This window comes from Acinetobacter sp. 'aerobic (ED)', assembly GCF_904886855.1.
GTDB classification, from domain to species: domain Bacteria; phylum Pseudomonadota; class Gammaproteobacteria; order Pseudomonadales; family Moraxellaceae; genus Acinetobacter; species Acinetobacter courvalinii.
In genome coordinates this window covers 421,080-436,537 of record NZ_CAJHGI010000003.1, presented here as the reverse complement: position 1 = coordinate 436,537, position 15,458 = coordinate 421,080, and the positions used below count along the sequence as shown (strand labels likewise).

The 15,458-nt window shown below is 45.6% G+C and carries 14 protein-coding genes; 4 read left to right on the top strand and 10 right to left on the bottom strand.

Annotation, left to right across the window (positions count from 1 at the left end; translation table 11 throughout):
- Positions 1–105: 105 nt before the first annotated feature.
- On the top strand, positions 106–2,652 hold the full coding sequence (gene plsB, locus JO943_RS08180; RefSeq protein ID WP_199973255.1) for a glycerol-3-phosphate 1-O-acyltransferase PlsB: 2,547 nt from the start codon (positions 106–108) through the stop codon (positions 2,650–2,652).
- Between the two features lie 204 nt (positions 2,653–2,856).
- On the opposite strand, the gene JO943_RS08175 is transcribed toward plsB, so the two are convergent.
- Both JO943_RS08175 and JO943_RS08170 read right to left on the bottom strand, forming a co-directional pair.
- Positions 2,857–3,837: a putative solute-binding protein gene (locus tag JO943_RS08175; protein WP_199973256.1), complete on the bottom strand. Its 981-nt coding sequence runs from the start codon at positions 3,835–3,837 to the stop codon at positions 2,857–2,859.
- Positions 3,838–3,963: 126 nt separating this feature from the next.
- Positions 3,964–4,782 carry an NAD-dependent epimerase/dehydratase family protein gene (locus tag JO943_RS08170; protein WP_199973257.1) on the bottom strand — a complete coding sequence of 273 codons (819 nt, stop codon included), beginning with the start codon at positions 4,780–4,782 and terminating at the stop codon, positions 3,964–3,966.
- An 18-nt stretch (positions 4,783–4,800) separates the two neighbouring features.
- Here JO943_RS08170 and recG point away from each other — a divergent pair, with 18 nt between their 5' ends.
- Both recG and JO943_RS08160 read left to right on the top strand, forming a co-directional pair.
- Positions 4,801–6,846 (top strand): ATP-dependent DNA helicase RecG, encoded by a 2,046-nt coding sequence (gene recG, locus JO943_RS08165; RefSeq protein ID WP_199973258.1) that lies wholly within the window; start codon positions 4,801–4,803, stop codon positions 6,844–6,846.
- Complete coding sequence (locus tag JO943_RS08160; RefSeq protein WP_202740485.1) at positions 6,839–7,522, top strand: ComF family protein; 684 nt, start codon at positions 6,839–6,841, stop codon at positions 7,520–7,522. The genes recG and JO943_RS08160 overlap by 8 nt, the downstream gene beginning before the upstream one ends.
- Here JO943_RS08160 and JO943_RS08155 read toward each other — a convergent pair.
- Positions 7,476–7,871 (bottom strand): NUDIX hydrolase, encoded by a 396-nt coding sequence (locus JO943_RS08155; RefSeq protein WP_005282949.1) that lies wholly within the window; start codon positions 7,869–7,871, stop codon positions 7,476–7,478. The genes JO943_RS08160 and JO943_RS08155 overlap by 47 nt on opposite strands.
- A 10-nt stretch (positions 7,872–7,881) precedes the next feature.
- On the bottom strand, positions 7,882–8,466 hold the full coding sequence (locus JO943_RS08150; protein ID WP_032868638.1) for a TIGR00730 family Rossman fold protein: 585 nt from the start codon (positions 8,464–8,466) through the stop codon (positions 7,882–7,884).
- Between the two features lie 172 nt (positions 8,467–8,638).
- Here JO943_RS08150 and JO943_RS08145 point away from each other — a divergent pair, with 172 nt between their 5' ends.
- Entirely contained in the window at positions 8,639–9,655 is a 1,017-nt protein-coding gene (locus tag JO943_RS08145) for a CorA family divalent cation transporter (RefSeq protein ID WP_005227453.1), read from the top strand.
- Positions 9,656–9,701: 46 nt separating this feature from the next.
- On the opposite strand, the gene JO943_RS08140 is transcribed toward JO943_RS08145, so the two are convergent.
- The 6 genes from JO943_RS08140 to JO943_RS08115 form a co-directional block, all read right to left on the bottom strand.
- Positions 9,702–9,989: a lipid asymmetry maintenance protein MlaB gene (locus JO943_RS08140; RefSeq protein WP_005227455.1), complete on the bottom strand. Its 288-nt coding sequence runs from the start codon at positions 9,987–9,989 to the stop codon at positions 9,702–9,704.
- An 11-nt stretch (positions 9,990–10,000) separates the two neighbouring features.
- Positions 10,001–10,633: a phospholipid-binding protein MlaC gene (locus JO943_RS08135; protein ID WP_005227457.1), complete on the bottom strand. Its 633-nt coding sequence runs from the start codon at positions 10,631–10,633 to the stop codon at positions 10,001–10,003.
- Positions 10,634–10,652: 19 nt separating this feature from the next.
- Positions 10,653–11,327: an outer membrane lipid asymmetry maintenance protein MlaD gene (locus tag JO943_RS08130; RefSeq protein WP_009514011.1), complete on the bottom strand. Its 675-nt coding sequence runs from the start codon at positions 11,325–11,327 to the stop codon at positions 10,653–10,655.
- Positions 11,327–12,106 carry a lipid asymmetry maintenance ABC transporter permease subunit MlaE gene (gene mlaE / locus JO943_RS08125; protein WP_005227460.1) on the bottom strand — a complete coding sequence of 260 codons (780 nt, stop codon included), beginning with the start codon at positions 12,104–12,106 and terminating at the stop codon, positions 11,327–11,329. The genes JO943_RS08130 and mlaE overlap by 1 nt, the downstream gene beginning before the upstream one ends.
- Positions 12,103–12,921 carry an ABC transporter ATP-binding protein gene (locus tag JO943_RS08120; protein WP_005227462.1) on the bottom strand — a complete coding sequence of 273 codons (819 nt, stop codon included), beginning with the start codon at positions 12,919–12,921 and terminating at the stop codon, positions 12,103–12,105. The genes mlaE and JO943_RS08120 overlap by 4 nt, the downstream gene beginning before the upstream one ends.
- Positions 12,922–13,339: 418 nt before the next feature.
- Complete coding sequence (locus JO943_RS08115) at positions 13,340–15,226, bottom strand: DEAD/DEAH box helicase (protein ID WP_005227464.1); 1,887 nt, start codon at positions 15,224–15,226, stop codon at positions 13,340–13,342.
- Positions 15,227–15,458: the final 232 nt, after the last annotated feature.

The window sequence follows — 15,458 nt, the reverse complement described above, 5'->3', positions numbered from 1 at the left end:
TACGCTATATTCTGTCAGAAAATAACATACCGTTTTATGTCAGAATACCGCAGAATGTCGTGTTCATCATGAATCGATGCCAGGATTATGATTTAGGAGTTTGTAATGTCCAAGACTGGATTTGGTCAAATGTATCGCCAACTTTCGAGTAAGTTACTTGACCTGGTGGTCACCCCACATGTTCTTGGTGAAGTTCCTACAGAATCCACCACAACCGAGCAACAGACAACAGAATCAAATAAGCTAGTCTGCTATGTTTTACAGAATTATTCGCGTAGTAACGCCTTGGTGGTCGATGGTGAAACCCGTCGCCTCAATTTAAAACCCGCGCTAGACCCGTTGAGTTTTGGATCGTATCAAGAAAAAAACTCCGTCCTGTTCTTACATCATAACGAAAATAATTTCTTTAATACCCAAACCTTTCCTCCTCGCCTATTACAACTGGTTGAAGCACTGGAACAGCACCCTGAAGTGGATATTCAGCTGGTACCTGTAACCGTACTTTGGGGACGTTCACCAGATAAAGAAGATTCATGGTTCAAACTCTTATTCTCTGATACCTGGGCAACCCCAGGTACCGTCAAACAGTTAATGAATATTGGCCTACATGGCCGCCAGTCTTATTTAGAGTTTCATGAGCCGCAATCATTGCGTGAACTGGTTGACTATGCCAAGAGCAATCACCCGAATGTTTCACCCGCTACCTATATTGCCAGCTCATTAGATACTTACCTCGATCAACAGCGTGAAGTGGTGCTTGGCCCCGATTTATCCGATCGTCGTAACGTCATGCAATCGGTGATCAAATCTCCTGAAGTACAAGATGCGATTCGTCGTGAAAGCATCCAGCATAAAATCAGCATGCTTGAGGCAGAACGTCGTGCCATCGGTTATGTCAATGAGATCGTTTCGGATTATTCTGCCTCGGCAGTCCGTTTTGCCGATATGGCCCTGACCCGTTTATGGACACAGCTCTATGACGGCGTTGAAGTACATAACTTCAGTACGGTCCGTGAACTGGCAAAAGACTATGAAATCGTTTACACCCCGTGTCACCGCAGCCATATCGATTATTTATTATTGTCATACGTGATTTATAAACGTGGCTTGATGATTCCTTATATCGCAGCCGGTGATAACCTCAACTTACCATTTGTCGGTCAGTTATTACGTGGGGGCGGTGCCTTCTTTATTCGTCGTTCCTTCCGCGGCAATGCACTTTATACCTCTGTATTTAAAGAATATTTATATAGCATCTTATCGCGCAACACCCCAATCGAATACTTCATTGAAGGTGGCCGTTCACGTACAGGGCGTTTACTCCCGCCAAAAACCGGTATGCTGGCAATGACCATTCAAGGGCATTTACGCGGCCCGGCCAAACCGATCGTATTCGTACCAACCTATATCGGTTATGAGCGCCTGATGGAAGGCTCAACCTATGTCGGTGAAATGCAAGGTAAACCGAAAGAAGCCGAATCCATTTTTGGTATTGTTAAAACCTTACGCAAAATTGAACGGATCTTCGGTAAGGTGCATGTGAATTTTGGCGAACCGGTATTCCTGAATGATATCCTGAAACAGAATAATGTAGAGCAAAACCCGACTGACGTACCAAGCTCGACCGAGATTTCAACCGTAGTTGCAGACTCAGCACATCTGATTCTGGAAAATATCAACCGCGCTGTCGTGATTAATCCGGTTTCATTGCTCTCGTTAATTTTATTGGCGACACCGAAACACACCTTAGATGAAGAGATCTGTGCCAAACAACTCGACATCTATCGTGATCTGGCCACCCAGCAACCTTATGATGAACGCACTCAAGTGACTTCATTATCAGGTAAAGAAATCGTTGCCTATGGTCTCAAGCTGAAGCTGATCAAACGTGTACAACACGTGCTGGGCGATATTATTGCGATTGAAGATAATCAGGCCGTGTTGCTGACTTACTTCCGTAATAATATTTTGCATGCCTTTGTGTTACCGTCATTGGTCGCATCTCTGGTTGAACACAACGGAAAAATTCACAAGAATGACTTAAGTAACGTGATTCGCACCTTATATCCATTCTTGAAAGCCGAACTGTTCATGAAGTGGCAAGCAAGCGACTTGCAGCAGCAGATTGATAGCTATATCGATGCTTTGGTGAAGATTGGCCTGATTTTTCAGGATCAAGAAGGTAACCTGTTTAGCCCAACACCAAACAGTGAAGAACATCAGAAACTGGTGACTTTGGCAATGCCGGTCAAACAGAGTCTGGAACGTTACTACATGACGCTGGCACTGATCACCCAACGTGGTTCCGGCAATATCTCGACCAAGCAGGTGGAAGAGCTAAGTCATTTACTCGGTCAGCGCCTGTCTGTGCTGTATGAGTTCAACTCACCAGAGTTCTTCGATAAAGCATTATTCCAGAGCTTTATTAAAGTGCTGACCCAGCAAAATTATATTCGTAACAATGAACAAGGCTTCATTGAATATGATGACAACTTCAGCGAAATGGCTGCAGGTGCCCAACTGGTACTGGATGAAACCACCTTGCAAATGTTGCAGCACATCACCACCTTTAGCGATGAAGAACTGGCTGAAGCATTGGAAGCCGTGGCGTCACAACAAGCCAAACGTCGTTTAAAACGTAAGAAAGCATAAATAGAAAATAAATCCTCCCTCTTGCGCTGCTATAACCGCAGCTCACCTTTAAAAAGGAGGGAGTTCATGACGTCTAAAATTATCTTAGATTCTCAACCATTCCCCTCTTTTTAAAGAGGGGTTAGGGGAGATTTTTAAATGAATAATTAAAAAGTTTTACTCAGTGATCAATATTACAACTTCAGCTGCCTTTTTCTTGCACTGTTAACGGCGACATGCCAGATATTTAGGATCATCCTGACAGCGCAAGCGGTTAATCAGCTCGACAAAGTAGCCATCGTAATACTCTGCATCGACATAACGTTTACTGATTTTAGCCACTAACGCATCATATCCCTGCTTTTCATAGCCCGAGATATCTGCCCAGTAATAAGCGGGTAAGTGGTTTTCCCACTGGATCGCCTGCGCGGCTAATACATTACTGTTATTCACAAACCAGTCGCGTATTTGATGGCCAAATCCAGCCGGATAAGCTTGTGGCCGGATGACCACATTCATTGCAAAATAAGCCACAGGAAAATTCACCACCTGCGTCGTCTCACCAAATTCCTTTTTAAGATTATAAGGCAGTATGCCATACGCAGGCGCTGCCAGAATGTCGATCTTTTTATGCTTGAATGAATCCACTGCATTGGAAAAATCGACATATACCGGTTTGGCACCAACACTTTGCACCAGTGCCAGTTGCGGCGGATTATCTGCCAGGATTCCAATAGTTTTATTGCGTAATTGTGAAACCTTATTGATCTGTTGTGTGTTCATGATCATATAAACCGTTCCAATCGGAATCATGCCCAATACTTCATAATCCTTTGCCACCATACGCTTTTCGACATTGGAATGATTCAGCAGTTGCAGAAAAGCCCGGGCCACCCGATTATTCGGAATGAGTCCAATTCCCCCGGTGGTGCCCATAAAACGATTGTAGCGATAGGTATTGAAATTCGAAGCGACCAGTCCAGAACATTGCTTTTGCTCAAATGAACGTATTGCATCCTTTTCATTCTTAAAGATTTTCAGTTTTAATTGCACCTGATTTTTTAAGGCATAGGCCCGCACGTCTTGTAAACGGCGACTAATATCGCCTTGCGTGCTTAAAGGATCAAATACACACCAGCTTTGTTCTGCCGCCCAACCCGTTGTCGTCATTAATCCAAGCAGGCTCATGCAGATTATTTTTTTCATGTTTCACCTTTTATGCCTTGCAGCAAACCCCGTGCTTAATTCAGGCAGTTCCTTTGCGGAATCTGTTGGTATTTTAAGTTCAAAATCCATACCAACTCTTTAAGCGTTCTTTACAGTGTAATCGAATTATTTTTCATTACTATGGACAGATAAGGCCGCAGCGTAGTCATTAAAGCAAATCAAATGGTCAAATTTAAATCCGGTTTTTGGCAAGCGGGTGGCATAAATTTGCTTGCCGCTCGGTCGGTCCGAAAGCAACTTTAAAGGCGCTAAATGCAATTGCTGTTGGAACCACAATAGAATTTCATGCATCGGAAGCGGTCGATTATTGGTGACGATATAGCTCTGTTCAACGTGAACCAAATTCACCAGTAATGCTAAAAACCTAGCCAGATCATCAATATGAATCCGGTTGCTATAATGAACAGTCGGATAAGTCGTGCTTTGCTCGGCCAGCTTTTTCAGTCGGGCAATTGAAGTCCCATAAATACCCGTAGGACGGACAATGATACTGTGTTGTGGGTAATGCTGCTGCCACAGCAACTCCATACGTCGCAATAGCTCACCTTGTGGATCAGCAGGATGGATCTCGCTCTCGTCATCAATACGTTGCCCTGCATTTTCGCCATAGACGCGGGTTGAGGACACAATCACGATACGTTGCACCGGATGGGCTTTTAAGGCCTGAGCAATCGGCTCCACGCTATCGACATAGGTCTGCTGATAAGCCTCAATCCCACTTTCAGAAGGCGCCAGAATGATATACACCATATCCACAGGCGCCAGCCCGGTCAAATCAAGTTGATGAATGTCCTGAATATAATGGGTCGCGTAACAATCTGTTTTTGCACTGCGACTTATTGTGCTAATGTGGTGTCCTTGCTCAAATAAGTGTTTAGCGACACGCTGAGATGTTTTACCATAACCAATAAATAAAATATGCATACACACCTTTGACCAGAGATGACATCAGTTCAGCAATTACAAGGCGTTGGTGCTGCCGCAGCGACCCTCTTAGAAAAGCTTCATATTTTTAGCACGGATGATTTGTTATTCCATCTTCCCCGTGACTATGAAGATCGTAGCACTATTATTCCAATGAATCAGCTGGTCGTTGGACGAAGTTACTTGCTTGAAGGTGAAGTCCGCTCTGTTGACTTTCCACCTGGAAAAAAGAAATCTCTTGCTGCACTGGTCCAGGACGATTTCGGCAAGGTTACCTTACGCTTCTATCATATTTATAAAGGTCTTACGGATCGCATTAAAATGGGGCAACGGCTGCGCATTTTTGGCGAAGTGCGTGTCGGTGCACGTGGTCTGGAACTGTATCATCCCGAAATTCAGGTGATCCAGCAACATACGGCCCTGCCCAAGACCCAGCTGACCGCGATTTATCCCAGTACCGAAGGCCTGACCCAACCTAAATTACGTGAGTATGTCCGTCAGGCACTTACCTATCACAGTGATGATCTGCCCGAATTATTACCCAGCAAATATAGCAATGGCTATGAGCTGAAAGAGGCATTGCATTACATTCATGAGCCGCCCACTGATGCCAACATGTTGCAGCTCAATCAAGGCTCACATCCGGCACAGCAACGGCTGATTTTTGAAGAACTGGTGGCGCATCAAATCAGTTTACTCACACGCCGTGCCTATATCCGTCAGATTTCAGCACCACGCTTTAGTAGCAGTAAAGTACTGGCCAAGACATTATTAGAAGGGCTACCTTTCCAGATGACCAATGCGCAAAAACGCGTTTCCAAGGAAATCTTGCAGGACCTTAAACAAGATCAACCGATGTTACGTCTGGTGCAAGGCGATGTCGGTGCTGGCAAAACCTTGGTGGCTGCGGTCGCTGCCTGTCATGCACTGGAAGCCGACTGGCAGGTGGCACTGATGGCACCCACTGAAATTCTAGCCGAACAGCATTACTTAAACTTTAAACGCTGGTTTGAACCATTGGGTATTCAGGTGGCATGGCTGTCGGGTAAACAAAAAGGCAAAGCCAGAACACAAGCTGAACAGCAGATTAAAGAAGGTCATGCCCAGTTGATCGTGGGTACCCATGCGCTGTTTCAGGATACGGTCGGTTTTTCCAAGCTCGGCTTGGTGATTATCGATGAACAGCACCGTTTCGGGGTTGATCAACGCCTCGCCTTGCGCAATAAAGGCGCGGACCAGTTCACCCCGCACCAACTGGTAATGACCGCAACCCCGATTCCCCGCACCCTCGCCATGAGTGCCTATGGTGATCTGGACACTTCAATTATTGATGAGCTGCCACCCGGCCGTACCCCGATCCAGACTGTCACCATCCCCCTGGAACGGCGGGAACAGGTCTTGCAACGCATTGCCAGCAATTGTCGTGAAGGTAAACAGGCCTACTGGGTCTGTACCTTGGTGGAGCAATCTGAAACACTGGATGCGCAAGCCGCAGAGGCCACTTATCAGGAAATTAAAGAACGTTTTCCAGACATTAACATTGGGCTGGTACACGGCAAGATGAAAGCCGATGAAAAGCAGGCTGTGATGCAAGCTTTTAAAGACAATCAATCACAACTGTTGATTGCCACCACGGTGATTGAAGTAGGTGTCGATGTACCTAATGCCTCGATTATGGTGATTGAAAATGCAGAACGTTTAGGCCTGTCTCAACTGCATCAGCTGCGTGGCCGTGTCGGTCGTGGTGCTACAGCCAGTTTTTGTGCCTTACTCTATAAAACCCCGTTATCACAAAATGGGCAAGAACGGCTTTCGATTTTACGGGAAAGTAATGATGGCTTTGTGATTGCAGAAAAAGATCTGGAAATTCGTGGCCCCGGTGAATTACTCGGGACCAAGCAAACCGGTGATATGGGCTTTCGTGTGGCTCGTCTAGAACGGGATGACCACCTGCTGACTCAGGCACATTATGTCGCAGAGCAAATCCTGAAAGATTATCCGCAACATGCGGAAGGTCTATTGAAACGCTGGTTACCCGAAGCACCAAGATATGCCTATGTTTAAATTATTGGGCAGATCAGCACAGCAGCTATTTGATTATTTTACCCCATGTAGCCTGTGTGATATTGGCATGAAACGGCACTTCGGTGTTTGTCAAAGCTGCTGGCAACAATTGCCCTGGCTCAAGCAAACCATTGAACGCAATCAGCAGCAAATCATGGTGGCCTGCCATTATCAGTACCCGATTGACCGGATTATCCAACAATTTAAATATGAGCAGAAACTGCATCATCAACGTCTATTAAATGGCTTGCTATTGCAACCCAGACTGCCCAAAGTGCATGCCATTGTGCCCATGCCTATTTCAACAGATCGTCTGGTCGAGCGTGGTTTTAACCAGAGCCTGCTCTTGGCACAAGCCTTAAGTGAGCACTTGAACATTCCCGTCTGGCAACCAGTCCAGCGCTTGGCCCAGCATTCTCAAAAAGGATTAAGCCGTCTAGAACGGCTAGAAAATATTGAACAGCAATTTGTTGCTGCTCCACCGAACCAGATTCGCTATCGCAAGGTCCTCATTGTCGATGATGTGGTCACCACAGGCAGTTCGATTACTGCATTATCTCAGGTGCTGCAACAACTGGGCTGCCAACAGGTCTATAGTCTGTGTCTGGCAGCCGCGCAGCATCAGGAAATTAATTCAAATGCTGCTGCTGACACCACGGAATCACCACTTCTTTAGTCAGTGGCGCCAGTACCGTTGACTGGTCATCCAGATCGATCCATTTCATCTCTGCAATCTCAGCCGCGATTTGTGGCTGCTGTTTTAACTCAACCGCATATACATAGCTGATCAAGGCATGATCAGGTTCATTGGCCGCTGCTGTTTTAAATTCACCGACAAACTCTTTAAGCTCGCACTCACAGCCGATTTCTTCCAGAATCTCACGCTGAATCGTCACTTCAGGTGCTTCATCCAGCTCAAGCTTACCGCCGACCTGCATAAAGGCATGGGTATTCTGCTTACGCACCAACAGTAATTGATTGTGCTCGTTCAAGATAATGGCAGCAGCAACAGTAATGGTTTTCACAATCGTATCCTCAGGCCTGAATTTCAGTGCTAGATAGCCACTTCGGGGCCGCAGGCTGATAAGCCGCAAATGCAGCCAGGACCTCTTCAATCTGCTCGGCCACAATCAGCTTATCCACAAAACGTGCTTGGGTAAAACCACTGTCAACCGAGGCTTGCAGCATTTTCAGCAAATCGGTATAGAAACCATTCACATTTAAAAAAGCACAAGGCTTTTGATGGATACCCAACTGACTCCAGGTCCATTGCTCAAAGATTTCTTCGAGTGTGCCTGCACCGCCGGGCAAAGCCACAAATGCATCAGATAGCTCAGCCATTTTGGTCTTGCGCTCATGCATATTGTTGACCCGGTACAATTCGGTTAAACCGGTATGGGCCAGCTCTCGATCCACCAAGGCATGGGGAATCACACCAATCACACGGCCGCCCGCCTGTAGCGCACTATCAGCCACCACACCCATCAGACCCGAACGTCCACCGCCATAGACCAGCGTTTTGCCTTGTGCGGCAATCACCTGCCCGGTTAACTGGGCCATTTGCTTGAAAACAGGATCATTCCCGAGAGAGGAACCACAGAAAACACATATAGAATTCATACAATTAAAACCGTTTTATAGAACTGTCATGCTGATAAAGTAGGCTATGTAACAAGATTTTTTAAAAAATAACGTTTAGGCAAGTGTTTTTCGTTTCATCCTTGTCTAAAATACACCCTGCTTTTCGGAAAAACACCGGAAACTTTACCTCGACTGCGCAAGGAAAAAAGACATGCTTGAAGCCTTTTATGCCACTGAGCGCGGTAGTCTAGAAGATGCAACAATCAATGGCAGTTTCGACCTCCATCCTGAACTGGTCTGGATCGATCTTATCGCCCCATCCCAAGAAGAACAACAATGGATTCTGGATGCATATGAGCGAAACCTACCTACCCTAAAGTCACTTGAAGATATTTCCTCATCAGCACGATTCTACCGTGATGATGACGGAATTTTGCATATCAGCACCTATTTTTTAACAAAGAATAAAAATTTTCAATCGGATCGTGAACAAGAAGATCTCGAGAATACACTCGCCGCTACCGTCCACACCGTTGCGTTTCTACTGGATAAAACACAACTGATCACGCTACGTGGCGAAAAATTGGTGGCCTTCCGGGCCTTTCGCGCCCGGGCAAGACGCAATGATTACAGCATCGATTATAAAGATCCGGTGTGGATTTTATTAGGCTTGCTGGAATCTAAACTGGATGAGCTTTCAGATATTCTGGAAGATACGCATAAGTATCTGGAAGAATATTCAGCCGAGGTGTTAAACGATCACCACCGTGAACAGATCCTTGATCTGGATGACATGATCACACGACTCGCGCATCAGGAAGACATGTTAGGGAAAGCTCAGCTCTGTCTGACCGACCTGCGCCGAGTTCTGTCTTTCCTTTCGCGGCCACGTGCTTTAGGCAGCCATATTTATGACCCTGATATCCGGGAGATGAGTGAGGATGTGCGTTCTTTACTGGAGCACAATACCTTCCTGTTTCAAAAACTAAAATTCTTACTGGATATTACCACCGGTTTTGCCAATACCGAGATGAATGAGACCTTCAAACGCTTCTCTATTCTTCCAAGCATGCTGGCACCTCCAATGCTGGTGGCCAGTATTTATGGCATGAATACCGAAGTATTACCGTTTTCACATGGCAGTACCAGTTTCTGGATCGTGATCACGCTGGTGTTAACCTTCCTGATTGGTCCGACCATCTACTTCCGCTGGAAGAAATGGATCTAATAAAAAAAGCACCTGACGGTGCTTTTTTTATTGCGACAAGTGATCTTTAAATCAATTTCAGATCATCCTGCAAATGACAGGCCTGAATGATTTTCAGCATTTTTTCAGTCACATTCTTGAAATGTAGCCCTTTACTGTCTGGTGTCTGACGCAACCATTGCACCAGTACCGCCAACGATAAAGTATTACCCTGCTCAAGCTGGCCCAGATCAACAACCAGAGGAAAATTCTTATGCTGCTGAATATGCTTTAAGCCAGCTTGGTAGATCTGCTCTGCATTTGCAAAATTAATCGTTTTGGAAACGACTAATTGCTGATCAATATACTGAATCACCCGTCACCTACTTATTTTTTGCTAACTGCAGCATCTGCATCTGGTTTAAAGGTCGCAATCGCTTTATTAATATCGCCACCATTACGTTGCACGGTTGCAGCGAACTGGTTACGGAACTGCAAGCCCAAATCGATACCAGACACGTTGATGTTACGTACTTTCCACTGGTCGCCCTTGTCGGTTAACTGGAACGACACCGGGATTTTCTCGCCATTGTGCAAGAAGTCTAAAGTCACCACAGGGGTTTTGCTGTTGGTCGATTTAAACGGACGCATGGTGTAGCTTTCATTGGTATATTTTGCGAAAGCACCGCCATAGTTCTCGATAATCACTTCACGGAAGTTCTTCTCGAACTGTGCACGTTGTGCAGCATTGGTATATTGGTTATTCGCATAAGTACCTAACACAATACGGGTAAACGCTTGAGAATCCACATATGGGTCAAGGTTTTGACGAATAATGCTTTTCACCAGTGCCGGGTTATTCTGCAACTTGGCATGATCCGCTTTTAGACGCGTAATTAAGCCATCAGCCACACGTTTAACAAAGTCAGGCGGGGTTTCAGTTGGTGCCGCAAATGCAGCACTTGCAAGCATTGTCGATAATACGCTTGCGGTTAGCGTTTGTTTCAATAATGTATTCACTTCAATCTCCTAACCTGAATTACTCAACAAAAGAAGGTTCTGCTTCAGCAGCAGGCTGTGAAGCTGGACTTTCTGTCGCTGTTGAGCTTGATGTGGCTTTACCAGCACCACCGGTAATAAATTTACTGATCAAATCTTCTAAATCCATGGTGCCCTGGGTATTTGAAACTACGTCACCCCGTTTGAGGTAGTTCACACCACCACCCGGAACAACTTTCAAATATTTCTCACCCAATAGACCATTGGTTGCTACCATTATATAAGCATCTTCATCGAGTGTGGTGATGGAGGTCATGTTACTGGTAAGTTGCTGTTCCATTTCTTTTTGTTTCGCAGCATTCGCTTGCTCATAGTCAGAACTATAGCGTAACTCTTCCAGCGCATTGTTCTGCACTTCTTTGAGCTGCTCCGGATTAAAGCTGGTCAGCTTACCATCCAGATCAAATTTAACAGTGGCCAGACGGGAAACCGGATCAAGCGTAATTGATTCAACACGACCAATGGTTACACCACTCATGGTCACTTTGGCACGTGGCTTCAAGCCATTCACATTGTCAAACTGTGCTGTCATGCTGTAGCTGTCGCGCAGATTAGTACCCACCAAGCCACTGACCTTCATCGCCAGAAAAAATAGAGCGACACCGAAGATAATGACAAAAATACCTACGGCCAGCTCACTAGTACGTGATTTCATTAAATCCCTCCGAACATGACCGCAGTCAACACGAAATCAAAACCTAATACACAAAGTGAAGAATATACGACCGTTCTGGTCATTGAAGTCGCGATACCTTCTGGGGTTGGTTCACAGGCATAGCCCTGATATACCGCCACCCATGTACAAATCAAAGCAAAGACAATGCTTTTAATAATGGTGCCATTAAAAATGTCATGCCAGAACTGGACGCTGCTTTGCATACCACTCCAGAACGAACCTTCATCAGCACCTAAAAAATCCACACCAACCAGCTTGCCGCCAATAATACCAATGCTTGCAAAAATAACCGTGAGCATGGGTAAACTGACAATACCGGCCCATAAACGAGGAGCCACGATCTGACGCAGTGGATCAACACCGATCATTTCCATGCTGGCAAGCTGTTCACTCTGTTTCATGGAACCAATTTCAGCAGTTAAGGCCGAGCCTGCACGCCCTGCAAACAATAAGGCAGCAACGACAGAAGCAAGTTCTCGCAGCAAGGTCAGTGAAATTGCAGTGCCTAGCATTGCTTCACTGCCAAAAGTGACCAGAATGCTATACATCTGTAAACCCAGCACGGCACCAATAAACAAACCGGAAACCGCAATAATCAGCAGGGACATCACCCCCACACGATACATCTGGTAAACAAAGCGCCGAAAACCACCTTTCGATGGCATGGAAAATAAAACTTGCAGGAGCATCAATGCGGCAGCGCCGATGCCTTTTATTCGCTCAATAACGAGTCTACCTAGCCAGGCAATCGCATTCATGGACGAACCTCGTTATCTAAATATGCTTGATGAGTAAATTGATATTCCACAGGTCCCTCAGCCGAACCTGTTAAAAACTGACGTACAAAAGGCGAAGCATGGTTTTTTAATTGTTCTGGTGAACCTTCACCCTGAATTTTACCTTCGGCAACCACATAAATATAATCCGCAATTGATAAGGTCTCAGCCACATCATGCGATACGATAATCGTGGTCAGATCCAAAGCATCGCGCAAGGAACGGATCAGACGGGTCAATACCCCCATCACAATCGGATCTTGGCCTGCAAATGGCTCATCATACATGATCAGCTCAGGATCCAGTGCAATCGCTCGCGCCAAGGCAACACGACGGTTCATACCACCGGAAAGCTCGGTTGGCATCAACTGTTCAGCACCGCGCAATCCAACCGATTCCAGTTTTAATGCCACCAGTTCTGCAATCAGATGTTCTGGCAATTTGGTATGTGCGCGGATTGGAAATGCGACATTCTCATATACCGACATGTCGGTGAATAATGCACCACTCTGGAATAACATGCCCATACGCGCGCGCGCAGCGAACAACTCATGACGTGACATGGTGGCAATATTTTTACCATCCAGTAGTACCTCGCCATGATCTGGGCTTAACTGTCCACCAATCAGACGCAACAAAGTGGTTTTACCGGTACCGGACGGTCCCATAATGGCAGTAATCTGACCACGACGAATCTTAAGACTGATATCGTCATAAATGACGCGCTCTCCCCGATTAAAGCTTAAGTTTTTAACTTCAATTAAGGCTTCACGATCAAGAGGAGATGGATTATTCATAATGGCATTCTTTCCTGCACTTTTTATGCACGCATACTATACACTGAAACACTAAACGCTTGTTTCCATTTTGATAAACCATGTATCAAGAGTATTTAATTTATGTAGTTATTCTTGGGAACAATTTGGCTGGTAGTTGGATGAGAATTAACATTGAATGATTCCGTATTAATCATATCAAACAACGCATAAGCAAAAAACAAACCGTTACATAGCATTAAAATGACGAATAGGCATGGCAGCCCTTCACTACACATGAAAGACCAAGCTTGACTCAAAAGGCTTTTATTTTGCTTCACCTTATTCATTTCTTATATAAAGTTTGAATTAGTACACATTTTTATAATTTTACATGACTAAACCGAAATAAAAAAGCCAGTTTTTCAACTGGCTTCTTCATTCTATCGGTTTTTAACGATTAAAAATCGTTTTTGCGACGACGGTCGCCACCGAAAGTTTCTTCACGTGAACCGCGTACTGGACGCTCATCGCTACCAAACTTACGCTTTGGACGGTCATCACCACCGAAGCTGCGTTTTGGACGGTCATCACCGAAGCTACGCTTTGGACGATCACCGAAACCGCCTTCACGCTGTGGACGATCGCCAAAATCACGTTTAGGACGGTCACCGAAGCTACCTTCACGACGTGGTTTGTAATCTACACGGTTACCACGGTTGTCATCATTTGAGTCAAAACGCGGTTTATCATTGAAACCACCTTCACGACGTGGGCGATCAGAATTGAACTCGCGACGTGGACGGTCTTCACCACCAAAGCTGCGTTTTGGACGATCATCAAAACCGCCTTCACGACGTGGACGATCAGAATTAAATTCGCGACGTGGACGGTCTTCAAAACCACCTTCACGGCGTGGACGATCTGAATTGAACTCGCGACGTGGACGGTCAGAGTTGAATTCACGACGTGGACGATCTTCGCCACCAAAAGATGGACGCTCACCACGTGGCTTGTCATCGAAGCTACGACGTGGACGATCATCACCGCCTTCACGACGTTTGAAGTTACCTTCACCTTCAAAACGACGGCCACCGCCAAAACCACCGCGACCACGACCGCCGCCATCACGACCACCGCGACCACGACCGCCACCGTCACGACCTGAACGTGCAGGAGGTGGAGATGGTTCTAAACCTTCGATTTCAGATACATTTAAACGTGCATCTAAATAATCTTCCAAAGCACGGATTTTGCCACGCTCACGGTAAGTCGCCAAAGTCACGGCTTGACCAGTACGACCCGCACGACCTGTACGACCAATACGGTGTACATAGTCTTCATTTTTCATCGGTAAACCGAAGTTAATGACGTGTGAAATGGTTGGTACGTCTAAACCACGCGCCGCAACATCTGTTGCAACCAGGATTTTTGCACGACCTTCACGAATGCTACGTAAACGGCGGTTACGAACGGTTTGTGGCATCGCACCATGGAGTGCAACAACAGAGTGACCCGCTTCAGCCAGCTCTTCAGCAAGCATATCGGTATCTTCTTGCGTGCTCGCGAATACAACCGCTTGATCTACAGACTCATCAGATAACCAGTGAGTTAGTAATTTTTTCTTGTGTTCAAAGCCATCAGTCCAATGTAATGTTTGAGTTACATCAGTGTTGGTGCTGTGGCCAGTTTCAATGGCAATACGTTGCGGATCATTCATCATGCGTTCAGCAAGACGGATAATACGATCAGCAAAAGTTGCAGAGAACATTAATGTTTGATTACGGTTTGCAGCCAATTCACCAATTGCTTCTAAATCTTCAGAGAAGCCAAGATCAAGCATACGGTCTGCTTCATCAACAATTAATGATTCAACTTTATCAAGTTTGATTTGACGACGGTTTACAAGGTCAAGTAAACGACCTGGAGTCGCAACGACAACTTGTGCACCTTTAAGCTGCTGGATTTGCTTACCAAAAGGCATACCACCCATAATTGCAGCAATACGAACACCTTTCATGTGACGTACAAATGCAATCGCGTCTTGGCTAACCTGTTGAGCCAATTCACGCGTAGGAGAAATAACTAAAATCGTAGGCTGAGTGACTGCTTTCATGCGCTCTTTGAATGGCACAAAAGTATCTTCACCCGCTAAAGCGTTTAATGTAGGAAGTAAAAATGCTGCTGTTTTACCAGAACCGGTCTGGCTTGAAACTAATAAATCTTTACCTTCTAATGCAGCTGGAATCGCTTGTTCTTGCACAGGAGTTGGTGTCGTAAAACCTAAACCTTCTAGGGCTTGTTGTAAGGTTTCGTGCAAAGAAAATTCGGCAAAAGTTTTGCTCATAGAGAGTTTCACCCTTGTGGGTGCTCCATTTTAATAAATACAAAAAATAGACATCGGCAACAAGCGGCAAAGCGACTCAAGCTGAAAATATATGAAATTCAGCGGCGATCCGAATAACGACGATGTGGACTAAACGCACGCTTGATTACTGCCTCAACCTGAAGAATCGCTAAGCGATTTGGGCGCAAGATGTGGTCCTCTCTATGGACAGCGTGCGCTAATATGAATAGAA